This window comes from Pimelobacter sp. 30-1, from assembly GCF_018831735.1.
Taxonomy (GTDB): Bacteria; Actinomycetota; Actinomycetes; order Propionibacteriales; family Nocardioidaceae; genus Nocardioides.
Genome location: NZ_NHTS01000005.1, coordinates 240,876 through 267,779, shown reverse-complemented (window position 1 = coordinate 267,779; position 26,904 = coordinate 240,876). Strand labels below are relative to the sequence as shown.

Sequence of the window (26,904 nt, the reverse complement as noted above, 5' to 3'; positions counted from 1 at the left end):
CCACGGACGCGCGGTAGCGTTCGGACATGGATCTGGTGCCCGTGCGCTCCCTGCCCGGAGCCGGCCTGCTCCCCGCCCCGGACCAGGTCGTGGCCGCCGCGAGCAATGTCGCCCACAAGCTGCTCTACGGCGGCGTGGCCGACCTGCGGCCGATGCCGCGCACGCTCATCGACGACGGCACGCTGCGCGAGGTCTACCACTACCGCCCGGCCGGGCACGTGCAGGAGCAGGGCGACCCGGTCCTGCTGGTGACGCCGCTGGCCGCGCCGTCGAGCTGCTACGACCTGCGCCGCGGCTGCTCGCTGGTCGAGCACTTCGTGACCGAGGGCCGTCCCACCTACCTCGTCGAGTACGGCGAGGTGTCGTTCCGCGATCGCAACCTCGGCATGGAGCACTGGATCGACGAGGTCGTCCCGACCGCGATCCGCGAGGTCTCGAAGCACGCCGGCGGGCGCCCGGTGCACGTGATCGGCTGGTCGCTGGGCGGCATCTTCTCGATGCTCACGCTCGCCGACGAGCGCTCCGGCGACCTCCCCGTCGCCTCGCTCACCGTGGTCGGCTCACCGATCGACGTGTCGCTGGTGCCGCTGCTGGCGCCGTTCCGCCCGCTGCTCAACCTCTTCAACGGCAACGGCCCGATCACCAAGGGCTACCAGATGCTCGGAGGGGCGCCCAAGCCCCTGGTGAAGTGGGCCTTCCAGCTCACGGCGTTCCAGAAGCTCGTGACCAAGCCGATCGCGCTCGCGACCCATGTCGACGACCGCGAGTTCCTCGCCCAGGTCGAGGCGGTCGACCACTTCACGTCCAACATGATCGCCTACCCGGGCCGCACCTTCGGGCAGCTCTACCACCGCTTCGCCAAGGGCAACCAGCTCGCCAGCGGCACCTTCGAGCTCGACGACCGGACCATCGACCTGGCCGACATCACGGTGCCGGTGCTGGTGTTCGGCGGCGCGACCGACGGCATCGCTCCGGTCGGGGCGGTCCGGGCCGTCGTACCGCTGCTGACCAAGTCGCCCGAGGTCCGCTTCGAGGTCGTGCCGGGCGGCCACCTCGGCATGCTCACCGGCCGGGCCGCGCGCCGGACCACCTGGCTCGCGATGGACGAGTGGATCACCCAGTGGTCGGGCGGCACCGCCCCCGAGTCCTCCATCGGCACGAGCCGCAAGCGGCGGCACTCCTCGGCGGCCTCCCGGGCGCTGTCGCAGTGACCCTCCCCCGCAACGTCCGGGTCGGGTACGGCGCCGGGTCGGTCGCCACGGGCGCGTTCGGCACCGTGCCGGGGCTGATGCTGCTGCCCTACCTGACCGACACGCTCGCCGTCCCCGCCCTGCTGGCGGGCGCGATCGTCTTCCTGCCCAAGGCCTGGGATGTCGTCCTCAACCCGATCGCGGGCCGGATCAGCGACCGCACCACCGACCCGCGCGGGCCGCGCCGGCCCTGGCTGCTGCGGGCGGGCCTGGTGCTCGCGGTCTGCTTCGCGCTGCTCTTCGCGGGGCCCGACCTCGGCTCGCAGGTGTTCGACGCGATCTGGGTCCTGGTCGCCTTCCTGGCCTGCGCGACGGCGTACGCATTCTTCCAGGTGCCCTACGTCGCGATGCCGGCCGAGATGACCGACTCCTACGACGAGCGCACCCGCCTGATGACCTGGCGGGTCGCGATCCTGGCGTTCACGATCCTGCTGGCCGGCGCCAGCGCCCCGGCGATCCGGGACGCGATCGGCGGTCGCGACGGCTACCGGGTGATGGGCCTGGCGATGGCCGCGATCATCCTGACCGGCGCGCTCCTCGCCTACCGCGGCACCCGTGCCGCACGCATCGGCGTCGTCGAGCCCGGCCCCGGCACGCTGCGCGACCAGCTCCGCCTCGTCGCCGCGGCCCGGGACTTCCGGCTGCTGCTGGTCACCTTCGTGCTCCAGGCGCTCGCCACCGGCTGCATGCTCGCCGGCGTCGACTACCTCGCCGGCGACGTGCTCGACAAGGACGGCGCCTCGACGATCCTCTTCGTCTGCTTCGTCGGTCCCGCCCTCCTGCTCACCCCCGCGTGGGCCGCGGTCGGGCGCCGGATCGGCAAGAAGCAGGGCTATGTCGCGTCCTCGCTCGTGCTCGCGACCGGCGCCGCGCTCGCGGTCCTCGCCGGGCACGCGCCGGCCCCCGTGGTGTTCGCCGCGGTCGGCCTGGTCGGCGTCGGGTACGCCGGCGTGCAGGTCTTCCCGATGGCGATGCTCCCGGACGCCGCGGCGGTCGACGCCCGTCGTACCGGCTCGTCGCGGGTGGGCGTCTACACCGGCGTCTGGACGGCGGGCGAGACCCTCGGCCTCGCGCTCGGACCCGGCCTGTTCGCCGTCGTCCTCGCGCTCGGCTCCTACCGCTCCAGCGACTCCGGCGGCGTCGTCCAGCCGGACTCCGCGGTCACCGCGATCACCCTCGGGTTCTCGCTGCTGCCCGCCCTGCTCGTGCTCGCCAGCCTCTGGTGGCTGCGCGGCTATGCCCTCGACGAGAGAGAGGTCGACCGGACCGATGCCCACGCCTGACGAGATCCGCGCCCGGCTCGAAGCGCTGCGCGAGGGCGACCTGCCCGTGCACGGCGGCCGCACCCTCGCCTACGTCTACGACGCCGGCCTGGCCGAGGTCGACGCGCTGGCCCGCGACGCGGTCGCCGCGTTCGCCGGCAGCAACGGCCTCGACCCCACCGCCTTCCCGAGCCTGCTGACCATGGAGAACGACCTCGTCGCGTTCGCGCGCGAGCTCGTCGACGGGCCGGACACGATGGTCGGCACGATCACCTCCGGCGGTACCGAGTCGTGCCTGCTCGCGGTGCTCGGCGCCCGCGACGCCCGGCCCGAGGTCACCGACCCGTCGATCGTCGTCGCCGACACCGTGCACGCCGCCTTCCACAAGGCCGGGCACGCCTTCGGCGTCCGGGTCGTCGTGGTCCCCACCGGCGCCGACCACCGCGCGGACGCCGCGGCCATGGCCGCCGCCATCGACGACACCACCGTCCTGGTCGTGGCCAGCGCGCCGTCGTACGCGCACGGGGTGGTGGACCCGGTCCCCGCGATCGCCGCCGCGGCCGCCGCCCGCGGGGTGCGCTGCCACGTCGACTCCTGCATCGGGGGCTGGGTGCTCCCCTACGCCGCCCGGCTCGGCCGCCCGGTCGCGCCGTGGACGTTCGCGGTCGAGGGCGTCACGTCGATCTCGGCCGACCTGCACAAGTACGCCTACGCCCCCAAGGGCGCCTCGCTGCTCCTGCACCGCGAGCCCGCGCTGCGCCGTCCGCAGTACTTCGCGCACGCGGGCTGGCCCGGCTACACGATGCTCAACCCGACGCTCCAGTCCACCCGCTCGGGCGGGCCGGTCGCGGGCGCCTGGGCGACCGTGCGGGCGATCGGGCACGACGGCTACCTCGACCTGACCCGCCGCGCGCTCGCCGCGACCGACACGGTCGCGGCCGGCATCGACGCCCTCGACGGGCTCGCCCTCGTCGCCGCCCCCGAGTCCACCCTCGTCGCGGCGACGGCCGATGGGCCGCTCGACGTCTTCACGGTCTGCGACGAGATGGCCGAGCGCGGCTGGTTCGTCCAGCCCCAGCTCTCCTACGACGGGCAGCCGCCCTCGCTCCACGTCGCGATCAGCGCCGCCACCGACGGCGCGGCCTTCGTGGCCGCGCTCGCCGAAGCGGTCGCCGCCGCCCGCGACGCCGGCCCCGTCGTCGTCGACCCCGGCGTGGCCGACCTGCTCCGCAGCATCGACGCCGCGACGCTCGGCGACGACGAGTTCGACATGCTCCTCGCCGCCGGCGGGCTCGCCGACGGCGACGGCGACCTCGGCCTGCCCGAGCGGATGGCGCCCGTCAACGCCCTGCTCGACGTCGCACCCCCGGCGCTGCGCGAGGCCGTGCTCGTCGCCTTCCTGGACCGGCTCGCCCGGCCCCCGGCGACGCCCTTCGGCGAGGCGCCCGGCGGACCGTTCGCCACCGGGACATAGTCCCAAAGGACTAACAGGTCCCGGCCGCGTACCCGATTCCCGGCCCTGGTCCGGATCCGTAGATTCTTCCTTACCGACGCGGACCTCGAAATCCGCTGGAGGGAGCCCCACCGGGTCCGGCACCCCAAGCCGGGTGTGCCCCCGGAGGACCAGTACGGGCTCGAGATCCGCGTCGGAGCTACGCCGTGAAGCCGGAGGTGGCGCCCCTGGGAGGGAGAGGGGCGCCCCCGGCCGAACGGCCGATGCAGGGAGCAGCACCACGGCCGGCCTCTCGCACGGGAGGGTGGGTCTGGGGGGACCATGCGCCTCACGGCGCACTAGAGTCCGGCCGTGGGTGCTCTCAGCAATCTCGTCGACCAGGGCCTGATGGCCGCCGACTGGGCCGAGGCGCTGGCGCCGGTCGAGGACCGCGTCACGGCGCTGGGCCAGTTCCTCCGCGAGGAGAACGCCGCGGGGCACGGCTACCAACCGGCCGGCGACAACGTCTTCCGCGCCTTCCGGGCGCCGCTGGCGAGCGTGCGGGTGCTCATCGTGGGCCAGGACCCCTATCCCAACCCGGCGCACCCGATCGGGCTGTCCTTCGCGGTGGACCGCGACGTCCGGCCGCTGCCGCCGAGCCTGCGCAACATCTACCAGGAGCTCGCGAACGACGTGGGCGTCGTACCTCCGGCGCACGGGGACCTCACCGCGTGGACCGAGCAGGGCGTGATGCTCCTCAACCGGGTCCTCACCGTGCGCCCCAACGTGGCCGGCTCGCACCGCAACCAGGGCTGGGAGCACGTCACCGCGGCCGCCATCCAGGCCGTCGTGCGCCGGGCCGAGGCGGGCGCCCCGGTCGCGGCCGTCCTGTGGGGCAAGGACGCCCAGACGCTCAAGGCCCACCTCGGCCCGATCCCCTGGGTCGAGTCGCCGCACCCGTCGCCCCTCGCGGCGCACCGCGGCTTCTTCGGCTCCCGCCCCTTCAGCCGGGTCAACGCCCTGCTCACCGAGCGCGGCGGCCAGCCGGTCGACTGGACCTTGCCGGCCTGACCTCCGCGGAATATAGTTGAAGTCTCAACTATTGAGGTGGACATGACGATGACGGACACCAGCAGCACCCGGATGCCGGCCCTCTACATCGGGCACGGCGCTCCCCCGCTCCTCGACGACCCGCTCTGGTCGAGCCAGCTCGCGGCGTGGGCCGGCGACCTGCCGCGGCCCAAGGCCATCCTCATCGTCAGCGCGCACTGGGAGTCCGCGCCGCTGTCGCTGACCGCGAGCGGCGCACCGCTGGTCTACGACTTCGGCGGCTTCGCGCCGAAGTACTACCAGATGACCTACGAGACCCCCGACGCCACGGCCCTGGCCGCCCGCGTCGCCGCGATGATGCCCCGCACCGAACCGGTCCACCAGCACGCCTCGCGCGGCCTCGACCACGGCGCCTGGGTGCCCCTCAAGATCATGTACCCCGGCGCCGACATCCCGGTCCTCCAGATGTCGCTGCCCACCCACGACCCGGGCCGCCTGATGGAGATCGGCCGCCGGCTCAAGCCGCTGCGCGACGAGGGCGTCCTCATCATCGGCTCCGGCTTCCTCACCCACGGCCTGCCGTTCCTCACCTCGTGGCAGATCGACGCCGACGCCCCCGGCTGGTCGACCGACTTCGACGCCTGGGCCGGCGAGGCGATGGCGCGCGGCGACGTGGACGAGCTGGCGTCGTACCGGTCGAAGGCGCCGGGCATGCCCTACGCCCACCCGACCGTCGAGCACTACACGCCGCTGTTCGTCACGCTCGGGGCGGCCAGCGACCCCACCGAGCCCGGCAACCAGGTGATCGACGGGTTCTGGATGGGGTTGTCGAAGCGGTCGCTCCAGGTCGCCTGAGCCGCCCGCTCAGGACCTCCGGTAGAGGTTCACGCCGCACACGCGCACGACATCGTCGACCGCCCGCTGCTCGGCGGCCGCCACCGCGGCCCGGTCCGCGGGGTCCCGCCGGACCGCCCGGACCTGCGCGGGAGTCAGCCCGGCGTGGTCACCCCGGGATGCCGCCACGAACCGCTCGGGCGCCAGCCCGCTGCGCCGCAGCCCGTCGACCAGGTGGCCGAAGCTCCGCGCCACCCGCCGCCAGTCGTCGCGGATCCGCCGCGGCGACCGGGTCGCGAGGGCCCTGAAACCCTCCTCGGCCGCCGCCGCATCGCTCAGCATCGGGACCAGGAACAGCCCACCGAACCGCGTGGAGAACTCACGCGCCTCGGCACAGTAGTCGAAGGGCGCCGTGCTCGTCGGCGCCGCCGAGCCCGCGGGCGCCGAGCCCGTGGGCGCGGTCGACCGCGCCTGCTCCCTGCCCCCACCGCTCCCGGCACCGCCGGCGCAGCCGGCGAGCAGGACGAGCGCGACGACGCCTGCGATCACCCGGCCCATGGACAGCCATGCTGCGAAGGCCCCGTGCTCGCGTCAACCGATCGGCGTCGATGGTGCGCAGGACGACGATTTCCTCGCCGCTTCCTCGCCGCCGGCTAGCGCACCCGCAGCCTGCGCATCAGCTTGAGCGAGCTCAGCATCTGCTTGACGTACGCGTCGTAGCCCTGCCCCGGCCGCGGCCCCATGACCTGCTTCTTGAGCACCGCGACGTTCTTGGCGTCGGTGTACTTCAGCAGGCCCTGGTCGCCGTGGCGGGCGCCGACGCCGGAGTTCTTGACGCCGCCCGACGGCGACCCCTTCGAGGCGTACGCCGTCGCGAGCGCGTCGTTGATGTTGACGTTGCCCGAGTCGATCCGCTCGGCCACCGCCTCCGCGCGGGCGATGTCGCCGCTCCAGACCGAGGCGTTGAGGCCGTAGTCGGTGTCGTTGGCGAGGTGGATCGCCTCGTCGACGGTGCGGTAGGGGTAGAGCGCGACGACCGGGCCGAAGGTCTCGGTGTGGCCGGCGAGCATGTCCTTGGTGACGCCCTCCAGGACGGTCGGCTCGAAGAAGGCCGGGCCGATGTCGGGGCGGGAGCGGCCGCCGGTGAGGACGGTGGCGCCCTGGGCGACGGCGTCCTCGACGTGCGAGGCGACGCGGTCGCGGTGGTCGGGGCTGACCAGCGAGCCGATCTCCGGCCCGAAGTCGTACGCCGCCCCGATGGCCAGGCTCGACGCCCGGTCCACGAAGGCCGACTTGAGCTCGTCGTACCGGCTCTCGGGGAGGTAGATCCGCTCGATGTGCATGCAGATCTGGCCGGTGTTGCCGAAGACGCCGAACGTCGCGCTGTCCACCCACTCCTCGACGTTGACGTCGTCGAGGACGATCATCGGGTTCTTGCCGCCGAGCTCGAGGCAGCAGCCGATGAGGTTGCGGCCCGCGCGCTCGCCGATCACCCGGCCGGTCGCGGTGGATCCGGTGAACATGATGTAGTCCGCGTTGTCGATCAGCGTCGGGCCGATGTCCGGGCCCTCGCCGCAGACGACCTGGAACAGGCCCTTCGGGAGGCCCGCCTCCTCGAGCAGCGAGATGCCGAAGAGCGGCGACAGGGCGGTCTTGTTGTCCGGCTTCACGACGACGGCGTTGCCGGCCATCAGCGCGGGGATCGCGTCGGACAGGCCCGTCGCGAACGGGAAGTTCCAGGGCGCGATGATGCCGACGACGCCCTTGGGCACGCGCACCTCGGTGGAGCCTGAGACGACCGGGACCGGGCCGCCGTGCTTCTTGGGCGCGAGCAGCTTCTTGGCGCGCTTGAGGTAGTACGACATCACCATCGGCGGGTCGCAGGTCTCCTCGATGGCCATCCGCCGGTTCTTGCCGCTCTCGACCTGGATCAGGTCGGCGGTGCGGTGGGCGTTGTCGACGAGCAGCGTGTGTGCGCGGTCGAAGACCTCGAGCCGCTTGGCGACGGGCCACTGGGCCCACAGGGCCTGGGCGGCGCGGGCCCGGGCGAAGGCGTCCTCGATGTCCTCGGGGGTCGACTGCGGCAGCTCGACGAGGACCTCGCCGGTGTAGACCTCGGTCAGCTTCCAGGTCGCGCCGGTGCGGCCCGGCACGCGGGCGACGAGGCGCTCGAGCAGCTCGTCGGTGACCGAGGCGGGGCGCGTCGTGCTCACCACTTGACGCCGCCCAGGATGATCTCGGCGGCCTTCTCACCGATCATGTAGCACGGCGCGTTGGTGTTGCCGCCGGTGATGCTCGGCATGATCGAGGCGTCCGCGACGCGCAGGCCCTCGATGCCGCGGACCTTGAGGTCCGGCGTGACGACGGCGCGCTCGTCGATGCCCATCCGGCAGGTGCCGACGCCGTGGTAGACCGACGTCGAGCGGTTCTTGAGCGCGACCCGCAGCTCCTTGCCGTTGGGGATCGACGGCCCGGGGTGGATCTCCTCCTTGACCCCGCCGCCGAAGGCCGCGGACGCCATGATCTCGCGGATCATCTCGGTGCCCTCGGCGAGCACCTCGACGTCGTGCGGGTCGGTGAAGAAGCCGTAGTCGATGAGCGGCGCGGCCGTCGGGTCGGCCGAGGCGAGGCGCAGCGTGCCCCGGCTCTTGGGGTAGATCAGCGTGGAGAACACCGTGAGGGACGGGCGCCCGTCCGGGATGTGCCGGATCGGCTCGTCCTGGTTGGGGCTCGGGTACGCCCACGGCAGCATGTGCAGCTGCAGGTCGGGGATGTCGGTGGCCTGCGAGGTGCGCACGAAGCCGACCGACTCGAAGACCGAGTTGTCGAGGAACGAGCCGCCCCGGGTCAGGTCCTTGGCCATGCCCTTGAAGAACGTCCAGGCGTTGCCGCGGTACTGGACGCTCGGCACGTGGAACGACATCGGGTGGAACAGGTGGTCGTGCAGGTTGTCGCCCACCGGGAGGTCGGCGACGCAGTCGATGCCGACGCTGGCGAGGTGGTCGGCGTGGCCCACGCCCGAGAGCATGAGCAGCTGCGGGGTGTTGGCGAAGCCGGCGGAGAGGATGACCTCCTTGCCGGCCTTGATGAACCGGCGGGTGCCGCCACCCTTGCCCTGGTCGATGACCTCGACGCCGGTCGCGCGGCCGTTCTCGATGACGACCTTGGCGACGTGCACCTCGGTCTGCAGCTCGAGGGTCCGCGGGGCGAGGTGGTGCACGTAGCCGCGCGAGGACGAGTACCGCAGGCCGTCAGCAGTGTTCTGCTGCATCCGCGCGATGCCCTCCTGCTCGGCTGCGTTGTAGTCGTCGAGGACCTTGACGCCGAGGGTGTCGGCGGTGGCCTGGATGAACTGGAGGGTGCCCTCCTGCGGCGTCTTGTTGCGGGTGATCTTGATCGGCCCGCCCGCGCCGCGGTAGGCGTTCTCGCCGTCCTCGAAGTCCTCGTAGCGCTTGAACGCCGCGTTGACCTCGTCCGCGCCCCAGCCGGTGTTGCCCTCGGCCGCCCAGGAGTCGTAGTTGGCGCGGTTGCCGCGCACGTAGACCATGCCGTTGACCGAGCTCGAGCCGCCGACGACCTTGCCGCGCGGGGCGGGCATCCGGCGTCCGTCGAGACCGGGCTGCGGGACCGAGCGGTAGCCCCAGTCGAAGAGCTTCTCGAGCTTGGGCTCGGAGTGCATCGGGCCGATCATGCCGGGCTTCTTGGTGAAGTAGCCGTGCATGCCCTTGTCGTCGGACTTGCCGGCCTCGATGAGGATCACGCTCGCGCCGGACTGGGCGAGCCGCCCGGCGACGATCGACCCGGAGCTGCCCGAGCCGACCACCACGTAGTCGGCCTCGTTGCTGTACGGCGCGCGCTTGGCCATCGCTTCCCATCCTTCGTCCTCGGGGGCCCGGGCGGTCAGGGGGACACCCGGCGAGGTCACTGTAACGCGTTCTAGTTTCGTCACGAAAGGGTTTCGTGTTCGCGGTCTTCGCCCCGCGCGCCCCGGGCTGCGAAGATGACCGGGTGCGGATCCTGTCCATCCAGTCCTCGGTCGCCTATGGCCACGTCGGCAACTCCGCGGCGGTCTTCCCGCTGCAGCGTCTGGGACACGAGGTGTGGCCGGTCTTCACCGTCCACTTCTCCAACCACACCGGGTACGGCGCCTGGCGCGGCCCCCTGCTCGACCCGGACGACGTGCGCGAGGTGATCACCGGGATCGAGGAGCGCGGCGTGCTCGCGACCTGCGACGCGGTGCTCTCCGGCTACCAGGGCTCCCCCGCGGTCGCCTCGGTGATCGTCGACGCGGTGCGCCGGGTCAAGGCGGCCAACCCCGCGGCGACGTACACCTGCGACCCGGTGATGGGCAACGCCAAGTCCGGCTGCTTCGTCAACCCGGAGATCCCGCCGATCATCCGCGAGCAGGTCGTGCCGGTCGCCGACATCCTCACCCCGAACCAGTTCGAGCTCGGCTTCCTCACCGGGCGCGACGCGCTCAGCGAGCCCGCGCCGCTCGACGCGATCCTCGACGCGGCCGACGCGGCCCGCGCGATGGGCCCCTCGACCGTCCTCGTCACCTCCGTCGAGCGGGCCGGCGCCCCCGACGACGTCATCGAGATGATCGCGGTGACCGGCGAGGGCGCCTGGTCGGTGCGCACGCCGCGGCTGCCGATGAAGGCCAACGGCTCCGGCGACATCACCGCCGCCCTCTTCACCGCCCACCTGCACACCTCGGGCTCGCCCGCGCTGGCCCTGGCCCGGACCACGGCGTCGGTCTTCGACGTGCTCCAGGCGACCCTCGACTCGGGCGAGCGGGAGCTGCGGCTGATCGCGGCCCAGGAGGCGATCGCGCACCCGGACGAGCGGTTCGAGGTCACCCGCCTGCGCTGAGCGCCCTACGCGTCACGACAGGTGACGGAAGATTTTTAGAATCTTCACAGGTTCATCACGTGCCCGCTCGGGACACAATATGTTACATGGACGTCCTACCTGAACTCGCGGAGCTCAGCCGCACGATCGATCCGGTCCTGCTCGGCAGACGGATCCGGGCCGCGCGGGTCGCCGCCGGCCTGACCCAGGGCCAGCTCGCCACCCCCGAGGCCTCGACGGCGTACCTCTCCCGGATCGAGTCGGGCGAGCGCCGGCCCGACCTGCGCCTGATCGTCGCGTTCGCCGCCAAGGCCGACGTGACGCTGGAGCAGCTGCTGCTCGGCCTGAGCCGGGACCGGTACGCCGAGCTGCGGATCCGGCTCGACCACGCCGCCTGGGAGATCCAGCACGGGGACGCGACCACCGCGCTCGCCATGCTCGACGAGGCCGGCCGCGCGCTCGACGACAGCACCGGCTCCGAGGTGGCCGCCAAGGTCCGCTACCTGACCGCGCTCGCCGAGCACGCACGCGGCGACCTCGACGCGGCGATCGCCGGCCTGGAGGTCATCGTCGACGGCGACGTCACCGCCCGGCGCTGGCTCGACGCGGCGGTCGCGCTGACCGGCCTGTACGTCGAGGCCGGCGACACCGCCGGCGCGGTCGGCCTGGGCGAGAAGGCGCTCGCCGTCCTCGAGGCCGACGACGTCGTCCAGGGGCACCACGCACTCGGCCTGGCCACCTCGCTCGCGCTCGCGCACCGCGCCCGCGGCGACCAGGACCTCGCCGTCGCCACCTGCCGGCGGGTCTCCCCCGCACCCGACGACGCCGGGCTCGCCCTCGCCACCGTGTACTACCGGGCCAGCGCCGCCGCCCTGGAGAAGAACAACGTCAACCTCGCCGCGGCGTACGCGTCCAGCGCCCGCCGGGTCAGCGAGGCGGCCGACCAGCAGATCACCGCGGCGCGCTACCACGCCACGACCGGCCACCTCCTGCTCGCCGCCGAGCGCCCCGACCTGCCGACCGCCCGCGCCTCCCTGGAGACCGCGACCCGGATGCTCACCACCGCCGGCGCCGACCGCAACGAGGCGGCCGCCGTCCGTTTCTCGCTGGCCCGGGCGCTCCTGCTCGACGGCGAGCTCGACACCGCCCTCGCGCTCCTCGACGCCGGCGACACCAAGGACGAGGGCGAAGGCCTCACCCCCGCGCTCGCCGCGACCCGGCACCTCCTCGTCGGCGAGATCCGGCTCCGCACCCAGCAGTCCGAGGCCGCCCACGCGAGCGTGACCCGGGCAGCGGACGCGCTGCGCGGGGCCGGCGACGCGGCCAGCACCGCCCAGCTGTGGTTCGAGCTCGGCTCGATGCTCGAGGAGCTCGGCGACAGCGACGCCTCGCGCGACGCCTACCGGCACGCCGGCGCCGCGACCGGGCTGGCCATCCTCCACCACGCGCCCGCCGGCCCCACGGGGCCGCGGGCGCCGGCGTGAGCGACGCGCCGAGCGGCAGAGGACGGCCGAAAATCCGGACGCCCGTCCGGATCTTGCCGGAGAGGCCTCACCACTTTCGAGATGGCCCGCCCGAGGCCGGACGTACCCGGCACGATGGGGCCCGTGGTGCCTGAGCAGACAGAGCTCCTCCGACTGATCGACCCCGCGGCCCTGGGCCGCCGGATTCGTGCTGCCCGCGCGACGGCCGGGCTCGACCTGCCCGAGCTCGCCGGCCTGGCCGGCACCACCCCGACCCACCTGGCCGACCTCGAGGCCGGCCGTGCGCGGCCCACCCTGCTCGTGCTCAGCGCCCTCGCCGAGCACACCTGGACCTCCGCCGACGTCCTGCTCCTCGGGGTGCCCGCCGACCTGGTGCCCGAGCTGTACCGCCGGATCGACGACGCGTCGCTCGGGCTCTCGGGCGCCAGCGCCGAGGCGGCGCTCGAGACCGCCGACCGGATCATCGACCTGCTCTCCACGGCCTCGCTGCCCTACCTCGACCTCGCCGCCCGGCGGCTGCGCGCGACCGCGCTGGAGATCCTGGGCGACCTGGCGGGGGCGGTCGACGAGCTGCGCCGGGTGAGCGCCGTACCGGTGGCGGAGGTGGGGTGGATCAAGGACCTCATCGCGCTCAGCCGGTGCCACCGCGAGCTCGGCGAGCTGGACGACGCCATCGCGGTCGGCGAGGACGCGACGACCACCATCCGCTGGCTGGGACTGGCCGAGACGACCGAGGCGATCCAGCTCGCCGTGACCGTCGCGATGGCCTACCTCTTCCGCGGCGACGTGCGCCACGGGGCGCGGCTGTGCCGGCGCGCGGCCGACCAGGCCGACCAGTACGGCCTGCCGGTGGCCAAGGCCTCGGCGATGTGGAACGCCAGCTGCGCCCTGGACGCCGGCGGCGACCCGGCCGGCGGCCTCGACCTCGCCCTCGAGGCCCTGGCCATCTACGAGCGGCAGGGCGAGACCCGGCTGCTGGCCCGGCTGCGGATCGACGTGGTGACCCTGCAGCTCAAGCTCCCCTCGCCCGACCTCGACGGCGCGCTCGCGATGCTCGACCGTGCGCGCGTCGAGCTCGACGCGGCTCCCTCCACCAGCCTCGACGCCGCCCGGCACCGGCTCTGCGCCGCCCGGGTCCGGCACCGTCTCGGCGACGAGGAGACCGCCGCCGACCTGCTCGACGAGAGCGTGGCGCTCACCCCCGACGAGGCCCTCGACCTGCGCGCCTGGCAGTCGGCACTGCGGGGCCGGCTGGCGGCCGACCGCGGCGACGCGCACCGCGCCCGTGAGCACTTCCTCAGCGCCGTGCACACGCTGGTCGGCAACGGCTCCGACAAGGACGCCGCCCAGCTGTGGTTCGAGCTCGGCGACACCCTCACCACGCTCGGCGAGGACGAGCTCGCCCTCCAGGCGTTCCGCAGCGCGGGCGCCTCCCAGGGCCTGCGGGCCCCGGTCCTCACCCCGCTCCCGAGGATGTCGTGACGACCCTGTCGCCCGACCTGAGCACGCTCCTCGCCCAGGTCGGCCCCGTCGTCGTCGGCGGCCGGGTCCGCGCGGCCCGCGCCGACGCCACCCTCTCCCTGGTCGAGCTCTCCCGGTCGACCGGCCTCGGCGTCGTCCTCCTCGACGACGTCGAGCACGGCCGGCACCTGCCCGACCTGGACGTCCTGGTCCGGATCGCCGCCGCGACCGGCACCACCGCCGAGGTCCTCGTCACCGGCCTGAGCGACGACCTGGCGACCGACCTCGGCGGCGAGCTCGACCTCGCCGGGCTCGGCCTGACCACCCACAGCCCGGCCGCCGCCCTCACCACCGCGGACGGCGTCCTCGACCGGCTCGCCGCGGCCGGCGCGACCGCGCCCCACCTCGAGCGCGCCGCGCGCCGCCTGCGCGCCACCGCCCGCGAGGCGGCCGGGGACATCACCGGCGCCATCGCCGACCTCGACCACCTGACCGCCGTACCGGTGGCGGAGCTGCGGTGGGTCCAGGACCTCATCTCCCTCAGCCGCTGCCACCGCAACGCCGGCGACCTCGACCGCGCGATCGCCACCGGCGAGGACGCCGAGCCCACCATCCGCGACCTCGGCCTGGCCACCACCGACGAGGCCTTCCAGCTCGCCATCACCGTCGCCGGCGCGTACGTCGGCCGCGGCGACCTCGGCCACGCCACCCGGATCTGCACCCGCGCCGCCGAGGAGGCCGAGCAGCTCGGCCTCCACCTCGCCCGCGCCTCCGCCCTGTGGAACCGCAGCATCGCCCTGCACGAGGACGGCTTCGCCCTGGCCGCACTCACCGACGCCCTCGAGGCGCTCGAGTACTTCGCCACCCACGGCGACACCCGCAACCTCGGCCGGCTCCGGACCCAGGTCGCGAGCATCCGCCTGGCCCTGCACCCACCCGACGCCCTCGGCGCCCTGGAGATCCTCGCGCTGGCCCGCGAGGAGATCGACTGGTCGACCGCCGGCGCCGTCGACCTGGCCGGCCACCGGCTGATGACCGCCCACGCCCTGCACCTGCTCGGCGACGACGACCACGCCAGCGCCGTCCTCGACGAGAGCGAGCGCGCCCGCCCGGCCGACGTACCGGAGATGCAGGCGTGGCAGACCGCCCTCCGCGGCCGGATCTGCGCCGCCCGCGGCGACCTCGCCGGCGCCCGCGGCCACTTCCAGGACGCCGTCGCCCTCCTCTACGCCATCGACTCCCGCTCCGACATCGGCCAGCTCTGGTTCGAGCTCGGCGACATCCTCGTCGCCCTCGACGAGCCCGAGCAGGCCATCGACGCCTACCGCCGCGCCAGCATCTGCCGCGGTATCCGCGGGCGTTCCTGACCACCCAGCGGGCTATCTTGACCACCGTGACGACCGACCTGGCCGACCTGCTGCAGCAGGTCGATCCGAAGGTCGTCGGCGAGCGCGTGCGCGCCGCCCGCGAGCTCTTCGCCCTCCCCCTCACCGACCTGTCCCACGCGACCGGCCTCGACCCCGCCACCCTCGACGACGTCGAGCACGGCCGCCGTCCCGCCGACCTCACCCTCCTGACCGCGGTCGCCGCGAGCACCGCAGCATCGGTCGAGCTGCTGATCACCGGGCTGAGCCAGGACGCCCTCACCGACCTGCAGGGCGACCTCGACCTCGCCCGCCTCTCCCTGTCGAGCAGCTCCCCCGCCGGCGCCCTGACCACCGCCGAGCGCATCCTCACCCAGCTCGACGCGGCCGGGGCGACGGCACCGCACCTGGACCGGGCGGCGCGGCGGCTGCGGGCGCGGGCGCTGGAGGCCTCGGGGGACCTCAACGGTGCGGTCGAGGAGCTGCGGCGGGTGTCCGTCGTACCGGTGGCGGAGGTGGAGTGGGTCGAGGACCTGATCTCGCTGGCCCGCTGCTACCGGGAGTCGCTCCAGATCGACGAGATGATCGCTGTCGGCGAGCGCTCGGCGGACCTCATCAAGGACCTCGGCCTCGCCGACACGACGCAGGCGATCCAGCTCACGGTGTCGTGCGCGATCGGGCACCTCCTGCACGGCGACTTCGGCCACTGCGCCCGGATCTGCAGGCGGGCCGCTGCGCACGCCGAGCGGCTCGGCCTCGCCTCGGCCAAGGGAGCGGCACTGTGGAACGCCGGCGTGGCCAAGCAAGCGGCCGGCGACCTCCCGGCCGCCCTGCACCTCGCCACGGCAGCGCTCGAGCTGCTCGAGCCGGGCGGCGACTCCCTGCGCATCGGCATGCTGCGGTCCCAGGTGGCGAGCATCCGCCTCGACCTGGAGGATTCCGACCCGCGCATCGCCCTCGCGCTCCTGGCGCTCGCCCGGGAGGACCTGGAAGGAGTCGGCGCCGGGGTCGTCCATCTAGCCCGGCATCGGCTCAACACCGCGCGCGCCCACCACGCGCTCGGCGATGACGAGACGGCCCGGCGCCTGCTCGACGAGAGCGAGGAGATCACTCCTGCTGACGCCATCGACGTCCGCGCCTGGCAGCTCATGCTGCGCGCGCGGATCGCGGCACGGCTCCGAGATGTCGACGGCGCGCTCGCATCACTGCACGCGGCCACCCATCTGCTCACCACCTGCCAGGCGGACGACGTCATCGCGCTGGCGTGGTACCGGCTCGGCGCCGCCTTCGAGGAGCTCGGCGAGCTCGACCACGCAGCCGATGCCCTCCATCGCGCCTGCGTTGCCCAGGGGCTTCGTTCCCCCGCCGTGAGCGAACCCCTGGGACGAGAGCGCAGTGATGACGCCTGACCTGGACATCCTCCTGTCCGCCGTCGATCCCGCGGTCGTCGGCGCGCGGATCCGAGCTGCACGCGAGACGGCCGCCCTGACGGCCGGCGAGCTGTGCCGGGCGACAGGCGTGGACGAGGCGGCGCTCGCCGACCTCGAGGACGGCCGTCGGCCCCTTGCTCCCGCCTTCGTGACCGCCGTCGCCGACCACACCGACACCACGGTCGAGATGCTGGCGACCGGCCTGAGCCGCGATGTCCTCACCGTGCTCCAGGGCGAGCTGGACCACGCACGCCTCGCCCTGTCGGGGCAGCACTCGTCGGACGCATGCGCTGTCGCCGACCGCGTCCTCGAACAGCTGCAGAGCGCCCGCGCCACGGCTCCCCACCTGGAACGCGACGCACGGCGCCTGCGCGCGACCGCGCTCGAAGCGGTAGGCGACCTGGCCTCCGCGATCACCGACCTCCACGCCCTGACCCTGGTTCCGCGACAGGACCCGCAGTGGATCAAGGACCTCATCTCGCTCAGTCGTTGCTACCGCGAGTCGGGCGAGCTCGACCAGGCCATCGCGGTCGGCGAGGAGGCAGAGCAAACCATCCGTGAGCTCGGCCTGGATGACCTCACCGAAGCGATCCAGCTCATGGTGACCGTCACCGCGGCCTATATCTTCCGGTCGGCCACCGGCGACATCGGGCACGCGACCCGGATGTGCATGCGCGCTGCCGACCTGGCCGATCGCCACGGACTCCCGGTCGCCAAGGCCTCGGCTCTGTGGAACGCCAGTCTGGCGAAGTACGTCGGCGGCGACGTGGTCGCCTCGCTCTCCCTCGGGCTGCAGGCGCTGGCGCTGTTCGGCGAGCAGGGGGACCTGCGCAACCTGGGCGTGCTGCGCATGCAGACCGGCAACGCGTACCTCGCCCAGGACCCACCCGACGCCGTCGCGGCGCTCGAAATGCTCACCCTCGCCGGCACCGAGCTGACGATGGCCGGCGCCAGTGCGGTCGAGGTCGCCCGGCATCGACAGATCCTGGCCCGGGCCCACCTCGAACTCGGGGACACCGACGCCGCACGCGATGCGCTCGCCGAGAGCGACGCGCTGACGCCCGACGACGCCGTCGAGCTCCGCGCGTGGCACTTCACGTTGCTGGCCACGCTCGCCGCGAGACAGGGCGACTTCGAGGACACCTATGCCCACCTGGAGCAGGCAGTGCTCATGCTCACCGCCTGCGGTGCGGACGGCGACGCCGCCCAGGTGTGGTTCCGGGTGGCGAGCGTCTTCGCCGATCTCGACGAGCTGGAGCTCGCAGCCGACGCCTACCGTCGTGCCGCCGTCTCCCAGGGCCTCCGACCGCGCTCCTGAGCCGCCCGCCGGATCCGCGGCCACCGCCGCGGATCCGGGCACGAGACGCGTGGGCTCAGCAGCAGGCGCCCTTGTCCGCCAGGACGGAGCCCGCAGGCGTAGGCGGCGCGGCCACCACCCCGACCACCGACATCCCAGCGACCACGCTGACGACCAGAGCCTTCTTCAGACGCGACATTCCCGTTCCCTTTCGTCGCGGGGCGTGCGCCTTTCGCACCCCCCGTGACACGGGACGGTAAGTATTGGACAACTCTCAGATCCAGGAGTTGCCTAGTTTTGATGACTAGAGTTGTCAATGAGGCTCGTGGGGCGCCCCGTGTCCCACTTAGCGAGACAGATCGGCCCGCTGAGCGGGCACTTCCAGACAAGTCAGTACGCCGGGAGGCGGCCGTGAGAAGGCGGCGGGCTCGACCAGCGGCTGCCGTCGTACGACGGCGCGCGGGCTGACTAGGATTGCGCGGTGCCCGGACGCCGGGCACAGGCCGGTGTAGCTCAGTTGGTAGAGCGTCTTACTTGTAATAAGAGGGTCGCGGGTTCAAATCCTGTCACCGGCTCCGCCGATGAATCGCGCGCCAAGGCCTAGTCTCAGCAGCGTGGACCTCCCTGTGCTGCCGCCCGTCCTGCCGATGCTCGCCAAGGCCGTCTCGGGTGTCCCCGACCCCGCCAAGTACGACGACCAGGGGCTCAGCTTCGAGCCCAAGTGGGACGGCTTCCGGTGCCTCGTGTTCCGCGACGGCGACGAGATCGAGCTGGCGAGCCGGAACACCAAGCCGCTGACGCGCTACTTCCCCGAGCTGGTCGAGGCGATGAAGGCGGAGCTGCCGGCGCGGTGCGTGCTGGACGGCGAGATCTTCGTGGCGCAGCAGGGTGGGGACGGCAAGGGGCGCCTGCAGTTCGAGGTGCTGCAGGAGCGGATCCACCCGGCGGCGTCGCGGATCAACCTGCTCGCCGAGCAGACGCCGGCGGACTTCGTCGCCTTCGACCTGCTCGCGCTCGACGACATCTCGTACCTGGAGCGGCCGTTCGCCGAGCGGCGTGCGGCGCTGGAGGAGGCGCTCGCCCACCTCTCCGGCGAGAGCGGTCGCTGCCACCTCACCCGGACGAGCACCGACCCGGCGGTCGCCGAGGAGTGGTTCCACCAGTTCGAGGGGGCGGGGCTCGACGGGGTGATCGCGAAGCCGCTGAGCGCGCCGTACTCCCCCAACGCCCGCACGATGCTCAAGATCAAGCACGAGCGCACGGCCGACGTGGTGCTGGCCGGCTACCGCGAGCACAAGACGAGCACGCCGGAGAACCCGTTGATCGGCAGCCTCCTCCTCGGCCTGTACGACGGCGGCGAGCTGCAGCACATCGGCGTCAGCGCGTCCTTCACCGCGGCCCGCCGGTCCGAGCTGTGGCACGAGCTGCAGGCGCTCGTCGTCCCGATCGAGGAGCACCCGTGGGGTCGCTGGCAGGAGTTCCTGGTGGCCAACCCCGGTCGCCAGCCCGGCACCCAGAGCCGGTGGAGCCAGGGCAAGGACCTGTCGTTCACGCCGTTGCGTCCCGAGCGCGTCATCGAGGTCAAGTACGACGCCATGGAGGGCCGCCGCTTCCGGCACACCGCCCACTTCAAGCGCTGGCGCGAGGACCGCGACCCCGAGTCGTGCGGCTACGAGCAGCTCGAGCAGCCGGTGCGCTACGACCTGGCGGACGTCCTCGGCGGGTGATCCTCGACCGGTGACCGTCGCCGGGGCAGGATGGGGCCATGACCAGCGAGTCCGCACCCCGCGAAGAGCCCTACGACGTCGTCCTGCTCATCGAGAAGGCGCTGACCGCCGCCGACGCCGCCCAGGTCCGCTCGCTGCACCTGGAGCTCGACGACGACCCGACCATCGAGGTCTTCTACCACGTGCTGCTGCCGATGGCCGATGCTGCCGCGGCGGTCGAGGCCTCGCTCGGCGTCATCGGCGGCGCCGACATCATCGCGCCCCCGATCACGCCCTCACCGGACGAGATCGACACCCTGCGCGAGGAGTACCGCGACCAGGCCGACCGCGACCTGGCCGCCACCCGCGACGTGCTGCTGGCCACGGGGGCGCACCTCGGGTCGGCGAGCGTCGTCACCGAGCCGCCGGTCGACGCGCTCATCGCCAAGGTCAAGGAGGTCGACGGCCGGGAGTCGATCATCCTGACCCGGCCGCACCTGGTCGCGGAGTTCTTCCACGTCGACTGGACCTCGCGCGCGCGGCGCAAGCTCGGCGTACCGGTGCTGCACCTGCTGGAGCACGAGACCGCCTAGGTCCCCTCGACCCGGTTGCCCTCCGCGTCCCAGTGCTCGGCGACCTTCTTGCTGGGCTGCACCCGCGGCGGCTCCCCCGGCATCTTCGGGTAGTCCGGCGGGAAGTTGAGCTCGCCCGCGCCCTCGGCGACCTGCTGGTCCCACAGGTCCAGCAGCGGCTGGAGCGAGTACGCCGTGTCGTCGATCCCCGCCCACGGGTCGCCGTCGGCGAGGCGCTCGGGGACGGTGAAGAGGTTGTAGCCGCGCGGGTCGGTGACGCCGGCCAGCTCGGCCCAGGTCATCGGGGTCGAGACGGGCGCGCCGGGCAACGGCCGCAGCGAGTACGCCGACGCGATCGTCCGGTCGCGGTTGTTCTGGTTGAAGTCGATGAAGATGCGCTCGCCGCGCTCCTCCTTCCACCACGCCGTGGTGACCTGGTCGTCGCGGCGGGCGAGCTCGCGGCCGAGGGCGATGGCGGCGTGGCGGACGTCGGTGAACTCCCAGCGGGGCTCGATCCGGACGTAGACGTGGACGCCGCGGTTGCCGGACGTCTTGGGGAAGCCGACCAGACCGAGCTCGCCCAGCAGCTCGTGGGCGACGCCGGCGACGCGCACGGCGTCGGAGAAGGTCGTGCCGGGCTGGGGGTCGAAGTCGATGCGCAGCTCGTCGGGGTGGTCGACGTCCGCGCGCCGGACCGGCCAGGGGTGGAAGGTGAGGGCGCCCATCTGGGCGCACCAGACCGGGACGGCGATCTCGGTCGGGCAGATCTCCTCGGCGGTGCGGCCCGACGGGAAGGTGATCTCGACGGCCTCCAGGTAGTCGGGAGCGCCCTTGGGGACCCGCTTCTGGTAGAAGCCCTCGGCGTCGTTGTCGCGCGGACCGGTGGCCAGCCGGAAGCCCTCGCGGACCCCCGACGGCCACCGCTCCAGCGCGGTGGGCCGCTCGCGCAGCGCGCGCATGAGACCGTCGCCGGCCGCGGCGACGTACTCGGCCACCATGAGCTTGGTGACCTCGGGAGTGTGCTCGGTCGCCTCGTAGATCACCCGGTCCGGGCTGGACACCCGGACCTCGCGGTCACCTGCCTGGACCATCGCCGCCGCGGTCTTCGCCATGCGCCGACCCTATGCGGAGTCAGGCCTGGTCGGCGGGTTCGAGCGTCAGGCTGATCGAGTTGATGCAGAACCGGTCGCCGGTCGGCGTGCCGTAGCCGTCGGGGAAGACGTGACCGAGGTGCGATCCGCAGTTGGCGCAGCGGACCTCGACCCGCTTCATGCCGTGCGAGGTGTCCTCGATGTACTCCACCGTGTCGCTGATCGGCTGGTAGAAGCTCGGCCAGCCGCAGCCGGAGTGGAACTTCGTGTCCGACTCGAACAACTTGGCCTGGCAGGCCTTGCACCGGTAGACACCGGTGGTCTCGGTGTCGGTGTACTCACCGGTGAAGGCCCGCTCGGTGCCGGCCTGGCGGAGCACCTGGTACTCCTCGGGAGTGAGCTCCGCGCGCCACTCCGCGTCCGTCTTCTCGACCTCGTAACCCATGACACCGAGCGTACTCAGCAGGTCACGCCGCGACCCCCGCGACCGGCATCCCGGCCGCGCGCCAGGCGGCGAAACCGCCGACGACGTCGGTGGCCCGGTCGATGCCGAGGCTGCGGAGGGCGTCCGCGGCGAGCGAGGAGGTGTAGCCCTCCTGGCACAGCACCAGCACCCGCAGGTCGTACGACGCCTCGGGGAGCCGGGCGTCGCTGCGCGGGTCGAAGCGCCACTCGAGCACGTTGCGCTCGACCACGAGGACGGGCAGCCAGGCGGCGACCTCGCCCTCGATCGCGCGCTGGGCGGCGGGGCGGATGTCGACGAGGAGCACCTGGCCGACGGTGACGAGCTCCTGGAAGGCCGCGCGCGGGCTGATCCGGTCGAGGCGGGAGCGGGCGTCGGCGAGGAGGGCGTCCACGCCGTCGTACCGGGCGGGGGCGGGCGCGGGGGCGAGGGTGCTCACCACTCCTCCCCGGCCTTCTCGACGCCGAGGGCCTCGAGCCGGTCGCCGTGGAACTTGAACCGGGTCATCGTGTGCAGCCGCGGCGAGTACGCGTGCAGCGAGAGGGCGGGGCCGTCGGTGGCGTTGCGGACGTCGTGCGCGTAGCCGGCGCCGAACGCCTTGCCGTCGCCGGGACCGAGGTCGACGAGCCGCAGCCCGCCGTCGAAGGTGTGCTCGGTGAGCCGGCCCTCGAGGACGGTGAAGGCGCCGGACGACGAGCCGTGGTCGTGCCAGTCGGTGGCGGCACCGGCCGGCCAGGAGATCAGCCAGAGCTCGTAGTCGTCGGTGGTGAGCAGGCGGATCCACGAGCGCTCGTACGGGTCGTGGTCGAGCAGGTGGTGCAGGTCGGGGTCAGCGGCGTGGTTGCGCACGACCTCGAGCAGGGGCAGGACGGCGAGCTGGGTCATGGGGGTTTCCTCCGGGAGTGGTCGGTGCTGGATCTGGGGTGCGGATCAACAGCAGCGACAACACAGCCCGGACGCCCGGAGGGTGCCGCGCAGGACTGGGCGGAGACGGGTCATGTCTCCATAGTGGACTAAGTCGATAGACTTTGCAAACGAGCGCGGGATTCCGGTGCGGCGGTCAGGTCAGGTCACGTCAGGCCAGGTCAGGGCAGCGTGGCCAGCAGCGCGGCGACCTCGACCCGGCGGCCGGTGTAGAACGGCACCTCCTCGCGCACGTGGCGGCGGGTCTCCGAGCCGCGCAGGTGGCGCATCAGGTCGACGATCCGGGTCAGGTCGTCGGCCTCGAAGGCGAGGATCCACTCGTAGTCGCCGAGCGCGAAGCTCGGGACCGTGTTGGCCCGGACGTCGGGGTACCCGCGGGCCATCTGGCCGTGCTCGGCGAGCAGCCGGCGGCGCTCGGCGTCCTCGAGGAGGTACCACTCGTACGAGCGCACGAAGGGGTAGACGGCGGCGTAGGCGTGGGCGCGCTCGTCGGCGAGGAAGGCCGGCAGGTGGCTGCGGTTGAACTCGGCCGGGCGGTGCAGCGCCATCTGGGACCAGACCGGGGCCAGGCGCGCGCCGAAGGCGGTCCGCCGCAGCCGGTGGTAGGCGTCCTGGAGCTGGTCGCTGGTGGCGGCGTGCCACCAGATCATCAGGTCCGCGTCGGCGCGGAGGCCGCCGACGTCGTACAGGCCGCGGACGACGACGTCCTCGGCAGCGAGGTCGGCCAGGAAGGCCTCGAGCTCGGCCGTCTCCTGCTTGCGGACGACATCGTCGGCGCCGAGCGTCTGCTCGAGCCGGAACACCGACCACATCGTGAAGCGGATGGTGTCGTTGAGCTCGTTGATCTTCGCGGCGTTGGTCTTGAGGTGCGCCTGCGGGTCCTGGTCCGACATGCCTGCCATTGTGCCGCCCGGGTCCTACCGGCCGTAGCCCGCCTCCCGCGCCTTGACGATGGCGTCGGCGCGACCCGTGGCGTGGAGCTTGGCGTAGATCGCCGAGACCGTGTTGCGCACGGTCTTGTTGGAGACGTAGAGCTCGCCGGCGATCTCGTCGTTGCTGCGGCCCGCGGCGATCCGCTGGAGGACGTCGCGCTCGCGCTCGGTGAGCTCGGGGAAGGGCTCGTCCTCGGCGGTGGTGGCGGGGGTGGCGCCGGCGAAGAGAGCGGCGATGCGGGCGGCGAGGCTCGCGCCGAAGACCATGCCGCCGGCCGCGGCGGAGCGGATCGCGTGCTGGACCTCGTCGGCGCCCGCGCCCTTGAGCAGGTAGCCGCAGGCACCGGCGCGGATCGCGCTGAGGATCGTGTCGTCGTCCTCGTTCATGGTCAGCATGACCACGCGCAGCGCGGGGTCGCGGCCAGTGAGGAAGCGGGTGGCCTCGATGCCGTCGAGGTGGGGCATCTGGATGTCCATCACGACGAGGTCCGGGGCGGTCTCCCCGACGACGTGCAGGGCCTCGCGGCCGTCGTCGGCCGAGCCGACGACCTCGATCCCGTCGAGCGCGGTGAGGAGCGCGGTGAGGCCGTCGCGGACGATCTGGTGGTCGTCGACCACGACGACGCGGATCGGGCTGGTCATGCGGGGCTCCTCAGCGGAAGGCGGGCGCGGACGACGGTGCCGCCGTCCGGGGGTGAGCTGATCGTGGTGGTGCCGCCGAGCTCGGCGGCGCGCTCGCGCAGGCTGACCAGGCCGACGCCGGCGGCACGGTCGGCGGGGATGCCGCGGCCGTCGTCGGCGAGCTCGACGACGAGCGTGTCGTCGGTGACGGCGAGGTCGAGCCGGGCCTGGGAGGCGGCGGCGTGACGGGCGACGTTGGTCAGCGCCTCCCCCACGATCCGGTACGCCGCGACCTCGACCGCGGCGGGCAGCCGGAGGTCCTCGGGCGCCACCACGTCGAGCGGTACGTCGAGCGACTCGGCCTGCTGGCGCAGCGCACCCACCAGACCACGGTCGTCGAGGGCGGGCGGACGCAGGTCGTGCACGAGCCGTCGTACGTCGGCCACGACCTCCTGCACCTGGGCGCTCACCGTCTCGACCTGGTCCCGGGCGCGGGCCGGGTCGCGCTCGACGGTCATCCGGGCGGCCTCGAGCTGGAAGACGATGCCGCTGAGCGCGGGGCCGAGCCCGTCGTGGAGGTCGCGGCGGATCCGGCGGCGCTCCTCCTCGCGCGCGGTGACGAGCCGCTCGCGGCTGCGCTGGACCTCCTCGGCGAGCTGGCTGGTGCGGGCGGCGGTGGCGGCCTGGCGGACCAGGTCGCCGAGCAGCTCCTCGTCGCGCACGCTCAGCCGGCTGCGCAGGCCGCGGGCGGGCAGCACGAGACGGCCGATGGTGACGTCGCGGTAGGTGATCGGGAGGGTGCGCACCTGCGCCGGGCGCTCGCCGTACGTCGTGACGAGGCGCTCGCCGTGGCCGCGGTCGACCTCGACGCTGACAAAGGGGACGCCGAACGCCGAGGCGACCGCGCGGGCGACGGCGCTGAGCTGCTCGGTGCTGTCGTCGGTGGTCTCCAGGGTGGAGGCGAGGCCGGCCACGGCGTCGTACCGGTTGCCGCGCTCGCCGAGCATCAGCCGCCGTACGGCGGCGGAGAGGCGGCTGCGCAGGGGTCCGTAGAGCAGGACCGCGACGAGCAGCACGACGGTGACGACCTGGGCCTGGGTGAGCGCGTCGTCGAGGACGAGGGTGAGCAGGCCGAGCACGGCGGCGTCGGCGAGGACGAGGACGGTGACCAGTGCGGCGAGGACGAGGGTGCGGCTGAGCAGGTCCTGGATCGAGACCAGCTGGGGGCGCACGATGGCGACCGTCATCGCGGCCGGCGGCAGCACGGTGGCGAGGAAGGCGCCGGTGTAGTCGGCGCCCGGGACCTCGGCGACGACGGTGACGACGATCGAGACGACGATGACCAGGACGCTCCACAGCAGCCAGCGCATCCGGTCGCGCATCAGGCCCTCGGAGCGGCGGTAGCGCACGACCACGGTGAGCAGCGAGAAGAAGAAGCCGACCACCCCGAGCGTGATGCCGAGCGAGACCAGCTCCGGGCCGTGGCCGGCGAAGGCGTGGATGGTGGTCGGGTCCTGGTCGACGCCGGGGGGCAGCATCCCGGAGCGCTGCTCGTCCTCGGCGGGGGCGACGATGATCAGCAGGCCGCTGAGACCGAGCACACCGACCGCGCACCAGGAGGCCGGCGTCCACCGCCCGGGCAGGAAGCGGCCGGTCGGGAAGACGAGCAGGAGCACCGCGACGACCGAGGTCAGGTACGACGCGAAGCGGTCGAGGAACCACAGCATGAACGTCATGCCCGGCCAGGCGTGGTCGGCGGTCAGCCCGGCGTGGACGTAGCTCTGCGAGAAGCCGTCGAGCGCCCAGAACAGGCCGAAGAGTGCGAGCACCCAGCCGAAGCGCTGCTTGCGGTCGTGGCACAGGATCACCGAGGCGAGGGCGCCGAGCACGACGCCGTCCACGACCCAGGGCCAGCCCGGGCCGCCGGCGATGTCGACACCCGGACCGCGGTCGGGAGCGCCCATGTCGATCCACGCGGCGACCGGGAGCAGCACGACGCAGAGGGCCGGGATGACGAGCACGCCCGCGACCTGGAGGCCGCGGGGGCGCGCGTCGTCGTACCGGGGCTCGGGTTGCACCGGCACATTGTGCCGCCGGTCCGGCCCCCCACAGGCCGGACCGGCGGATTTCCTCACTCGGCTCACGCGCGGCCGCGGTAGGCCTTGTCCCCGGCCAGGAAGCCGAGCGCGATCACGATGAGGCCGAGCGGACCGGTCATCCCGGCCATGTACTGCAGCGGCGAGATGCCGAGCAGGAGGGTGAGGCCGCCGCCGAGCAGGCCGACCAGCCCCATCCAGCGCGGGACGCCGCCCCGGCGCGCGGCCGCGAACAGCGTGATCCCGGACAGCCCGAGCAGCCCCCAGCACCACGGGATGGTGCCGAGCCAGTGGTTGAACATCGCGGCGTTCTCGGGGGCGACGATGCCCGGCTCGCTCGCGGCGAAGATGAACTCGGTGTCGAGCCCCGACCCGACGACCAGCATGATCGCGGTGACGAGGACGCCGGAGAACGCGACGAGCGGCAGCACGCTGTCGGCCCCCGTCGTCGCCCGCAGTCGGCGGAACAGCCCCGCCGCGAAGATGATCATGAGCACCGCGCCGACCATCGCGAACAGGTGGAAGGCGACCATCTGCGGCACCTGGTCACCGAGCTTGTCGGCGATCGCCGGGGCGTCGCCCTGGAGCTTCTCGTCGTACACGGCGTCGACCATGGAGGTCGACACGACGACACCGAGGCCGGCGATCCCGGCGCCGAGCCCGGCCAGCGCCCACCGCGTCGGCGGGGAGGTGGCCGGCCGGTCGCCCGGTTCAGCGCGGTCGAGGGCGGTCGGGGGAACATGCGTCTGTGCGGTCATGGGAGCACCGTGCCGGGCCGGTTGTC

General features: G+C 73.0%; 25 protein-coding genes and 1 tRNA gene. 14 read left to right on the top strand and 12 right to left on the bottom strand.

From position 1 onward, the window contains the following. Positions 1–26: 26 nt before the first annotated feature. The 5 genes from CCO04_RS12645 to CCO04_RS12625 all read left to right on the top strand — a co-directional run bounded on the left by CCO04_RS12645 (position 27) and on the right by CCO04_RS12625 (position 5,849). Positions 27–1,211: an alpha/beta fold hydrolase gene (locus CCO04_RS12645; protein WP_215814494.1), complete on the top strand. Its 1,185-nt coding sequence runs from the start codon at positions 27–29 to the stop codon at positions 1,209–1,211. Beyond that, positions 1,208–2,533, top strand: a complete 1,326-nt coding sequence (locus tag CCO04_RS12640; RefSeq protein ID WP_215814493.1) for an MFS transporter — start codon at positions 1,208–1,210, stop codon at positions 2,531–2,533. The genes CCO04_RS12645 and CCO04_RS12640 overlap by 4 nt, the downstream gene beginning before the upstream one ends. After that, positions 2,520–3,986, top strand: a complete 1,467-nt coding sequence (locus CCO04_RS12635; protein WP_215814492.1) for an aminotransferase class V-fold PLP-dependent enzyme — start codon at positions 2,520–2,522, stop codon at positions 3,984–3,986. Before CCO04_RS12640 ends, CCO04_RS12635 begins: the two co-directional genes overlap by 14 nt. A 330-nt stretch (positions 3,987–4,316) precedes the next feature. Then, positions 4,317–5,015, top strand: coding sequence for a uracil-DNA glycosylase (locus CCO04_RS12630; RefSeq protein WP_257752234.1), 699 nt, complete (start codon positions 4,317–4,319; stop codon positions 5,013–5,015). Positions 5,016–5,057: 42 nt separating this feature from the next. Beyond that, positions 5,058–5,849, top strand: coding sequence for a dioxygenase (locus tag CCO04_RS12625; protein ID WP_252373159.1), 792 nt, complete (start codon positions 5,058–5,060; stop codon positions 5,847–5,849). Between the two features lie 9 nt (positions 5,850–5,858). On the opposite strand, the gene CCO04_RS12620 is transcribed toward CCO04_RS12625, so the two are convergent. From CCO04_RS12620 to CCO04_RS12610, 3 genes are all read right to left on the bottom strand, one after another. Further along, on the bottom strand, positions 5,859–6,386 hold the full coding sequence (locus CCO04_RS12620) for a hypothetical protein (protein WP_215814491.1): 528 nt from the start codon (positions 6,384–6,386) through the stop codon (positions 5,859–5,861). A 95-nt stretch (positions 6,387–6,481) separates the two neighbouring features. Further along, positions 6,482–8,041 (bottom strand): succinic semialdehyde dehydrogenase, encoded by a 1,560-nt coding sequence (locus tag CCO04_RS12615; protein WP_215814490.1) that lies wholly within the window; start codon positions 8,039–8,041, stop codon positions 6,482–6,484. Next, positions 8,038–9,693 (bottom strand): GMC family oxidoreductase, encoded by a 1,656-nt coding sequence (locus CCO04_RS12610; RefSeq protein WP_215814489.1) that lies wholly within the window; start codon positions 9,691–9,693, stop codon positions 8,038–8,040. Before CCO04_RS12610 ends, CCO04_RS12615 begins: the two co-directional genes overlap by 4 nt. 143 nt (positions 9,694–9,836) lie before the next feature. Here CCO04_RS12610 and pdxY point away from each other — a divergent pair, with 143 nt between their 5' ends. The 6 genes from pdxY to CCO04_RS12580 all read left to right on the top strand — a co-directional run bounded on the left by pdxY (position 9,837) and on the right by CCO04_RS12580 (position 17,736). Continuing rightward, complete coding sequence (pdxY, locus tag CCO04_RS12605) at positions 9,837–10,700, top strand: pyridoxal kinase PdxY (RefSeq protein ID WP_215814488.1); 864 nt, start codon at positions 9,837–9,839, stop codon at positions 10,698–10,700. An 86-nt stretch (positions 10,701–10,786) separates the two neighbouring features. Continuing rightward, complete coding sequence (locus CCO04_RS12600) at positions 10,787–12,163, top strand: helix-turn-helix transcriptional regulator (RefSeq protein ID WP_215814487.1); 1,377 nt, start codon at positions 10,787–10,789, stop codon at positions 12,161–12,163. Between the two features lie 126 nt (positions 12,164–12,289). Next, entirely contained in the window at positions 12,290–13,645 is a 1,356-nt protein-coding gene (locus CCO04_RS12595; RefSeq protein ID WP_215814486.1) for a helix-turn-helix transcriptional regulator, read from the top strand. Next, positions 13,642–14,991, top strand: a complete 1,350-nt coding sequence (locus tag CCO04_RS12590; protein ID WP_215814485.1) for a helix-turn-helix domain-containing protein — start codon at positions 13,642–13,644, stop codon at positions 14,989–14,991. The genes CCO04_RS12595 and CCO04_RS12590 overlap by 4 nt, the downstream gene beginning before the upstream one ends. Positions 14,992–15,017: 26 nt before the next feature. Continuing rightward, on the top strand, positions 15,018–16,397 hold the full coding sequence (locus CCO04_RS12585) for a helix-turn-helix domain-containing protein (RefSeq protein WP_215814484.1): 1,380 nt from the start codon (positions 15,018–15,020) through the stop codon (positions 16,395–16,397). Then, a complete protein-coding gene (locus tag CCO04_RS12580) occupies positions 16,387–17,736 on the top strand; it encodes a helix-turn-helix transcriptional regulator (RefSeq protein ID WP_215814483.1) in 1,350 nt (449 codons plus the stop codon). Before CCO04_RS12585 ends, CCO04_RS12580 begins: the two co-directional genes overlap by 11 nt. 55 nt (positions 17,737–17,791) lie before the next feature. Here the strand turns inward: CCO04_RS12580 and CCO04_RS29220 are convergent, their stop codons facing one another. After that, complete coding sequence (locus CCO04_RS29220) at positions 17,792–17,914, bottom strand: hypothetical protein (protein ID WP_256448504.1); 123 nt, start codon at positions 17,912–17,914, stop codon at positions 17,792–17,794. A 303-nt stretch (positions 17,915–18,217) separates the two neighbouring features. Here CCO04_RS29220 and CCO04_RS12575 point away from each other — a divergent pair. From CCO04_RS12575 to CCO04_RS12565, 3 genes are all read left to right on the top strand, one after another. Continuing rightward, positions 18,218–18,290, top strand: a tRNA-Thr gene (locus tag CCO04_RS12575). A gap of 39 nt (positions 18,291–18,329) precedes the next feature. Beyond that, complete coding sequence (locus tag CCO04_RS12570) at positions 18,330–19,442, top strand: ATP-dependent DNA ligase (protein WP_215814482.1); 1,113 nt, start codon at positions 18,330–18,332, stop codon at positions 19,440–19,442. 38 nt (positions 19,443–19,480) lie between these two features. After that, positions 19,481–20,014 carry a hypothetical protein gene (locus tag CCO04_RS12565; RefSeq protein ID WP_215814481.1) on the top strand — a complete coding sequence of 178 codons (534 nt, stop codon included), beginning with the start codon at positions 19,481–19,483 and terminating at the stop codon, positions 20,012–20,014. Here the strand turns inward: CCO04_RS12565 and CCO04_RS12560 are convergent. The 8 genes from CCO04_RS12560 to CCO04_RS12525 all read right to left on the bottom strand — a co-directional run bounded on the left by CCO04_RS12560 (position 20,011) and on the right by CCO04_RS12525 (position 26,878). After that, positions 20,011–21,105 carry a DNA polymerase domain-containing protein gene (locus CCO04_RS12560; RefSeq protein WP_215814480.1) on the bottom strand — a complete coding sequence of 365 codons (1,095 nt, stop codon included), beginning with the start codon at positions 21,103–21,105 and terminating at the stop codon, positions 20,011–20,013. The two genes, CCO04_RS12565 and CCO04_RS12560, sit on opposite strands and share 4 nt — an antisense overlap. 19 nt (positions 21,106–21,124) lie before the next feature. Then, positions 21,125–21,529 (bottom strand): peptide-methionine (R)-S-oxide reductase MsrB, encoded by a 405-nt coding sequence (gene msrB, locus CCO04_RS12555; RefSeq protein ID WP_215814479.1) that lies wholly within the window; start codon positions 21,527–21,529, stop codon positions 21,125–21,127. Between the two features lie 22 nt (positions 21,530–21,551). Beyond that, positions 21,552–21,986: a rhodanese-like domain-containing protein gene (locus tag CCO04_RS12550; RefSeq protein WP_252373158.1), complete on the bottom strand. Its 435-nt coding sequence runs from the start codon at positions 21,984–21,986 to the stop codon at positions 21,552–21,554. Then, positions 21,983–22,432 carry a cysteine dioxygenase family protein gene (locus tag CCO04_RS12545; RefSeq protein ID WP_215814478.1) on the bottom strand — a complete coding sequence of 150 codons (450 nt, stop codon included), beginning with the start codon at positions 22,430–22,432 and terminating at the stop codon, positions 21,983–21,985. The genes CCO04_RS12550 and CCO04_RS12545 overlap by 4 nt, the downstream gene beginning before the upstream one ends. Before the next feature lie 200 nt (positions 22,433–22,632). Then, a complete protein-coding gene (hemQ, locus tag CCO04_RS12540) occupies positions 22,633–23,364 on the bottom strand; it encodes a hydrogen peroxide-dependent heme synthase (RefSeq protein WP_215814477.1) in 732 nt (243 codons plus the stop codon). A 24-nt stretch (positions 23,365–23,388) separates the two neighbouring features. Then, positions 23,389–24,045, bottom strand: a complete 657-nt coding sequence (locus CCO04_RS12535; protein ID WP_215814476.1) for a response regulator transcription factor — start codon at positions 24,043–24,045, stop codon at positions 23,389–23,391. Continuing rightward, complete coding sequence (locus CCO04_RS29785; RefSeq protein ID WP_215814475.1) at positions 24,042–26,102, bottom strand: sensor histidine kinase; 2,061 nt, start codon at positions 26,100–26,102, stop codon at positions 24,042–24,044. The genes CCO04_RS12535 and CCO04_RS29785 overlap by 4 nt, the downstream gene beginning before the upstream one ends. Before the next feature lie 62 nt (positions 26,103–26,164). Beyond that, entirely contained in the window at positions 26,165–26,878 is a 714-nt protein-coding gene (locus tag CCO04_RS12525; protein WP_215814474.1) for a hypothetical protein, read from the bottom strand. Between the last annotated feature and the right edge of the window lie 26 nt (positions 26,879–26,904).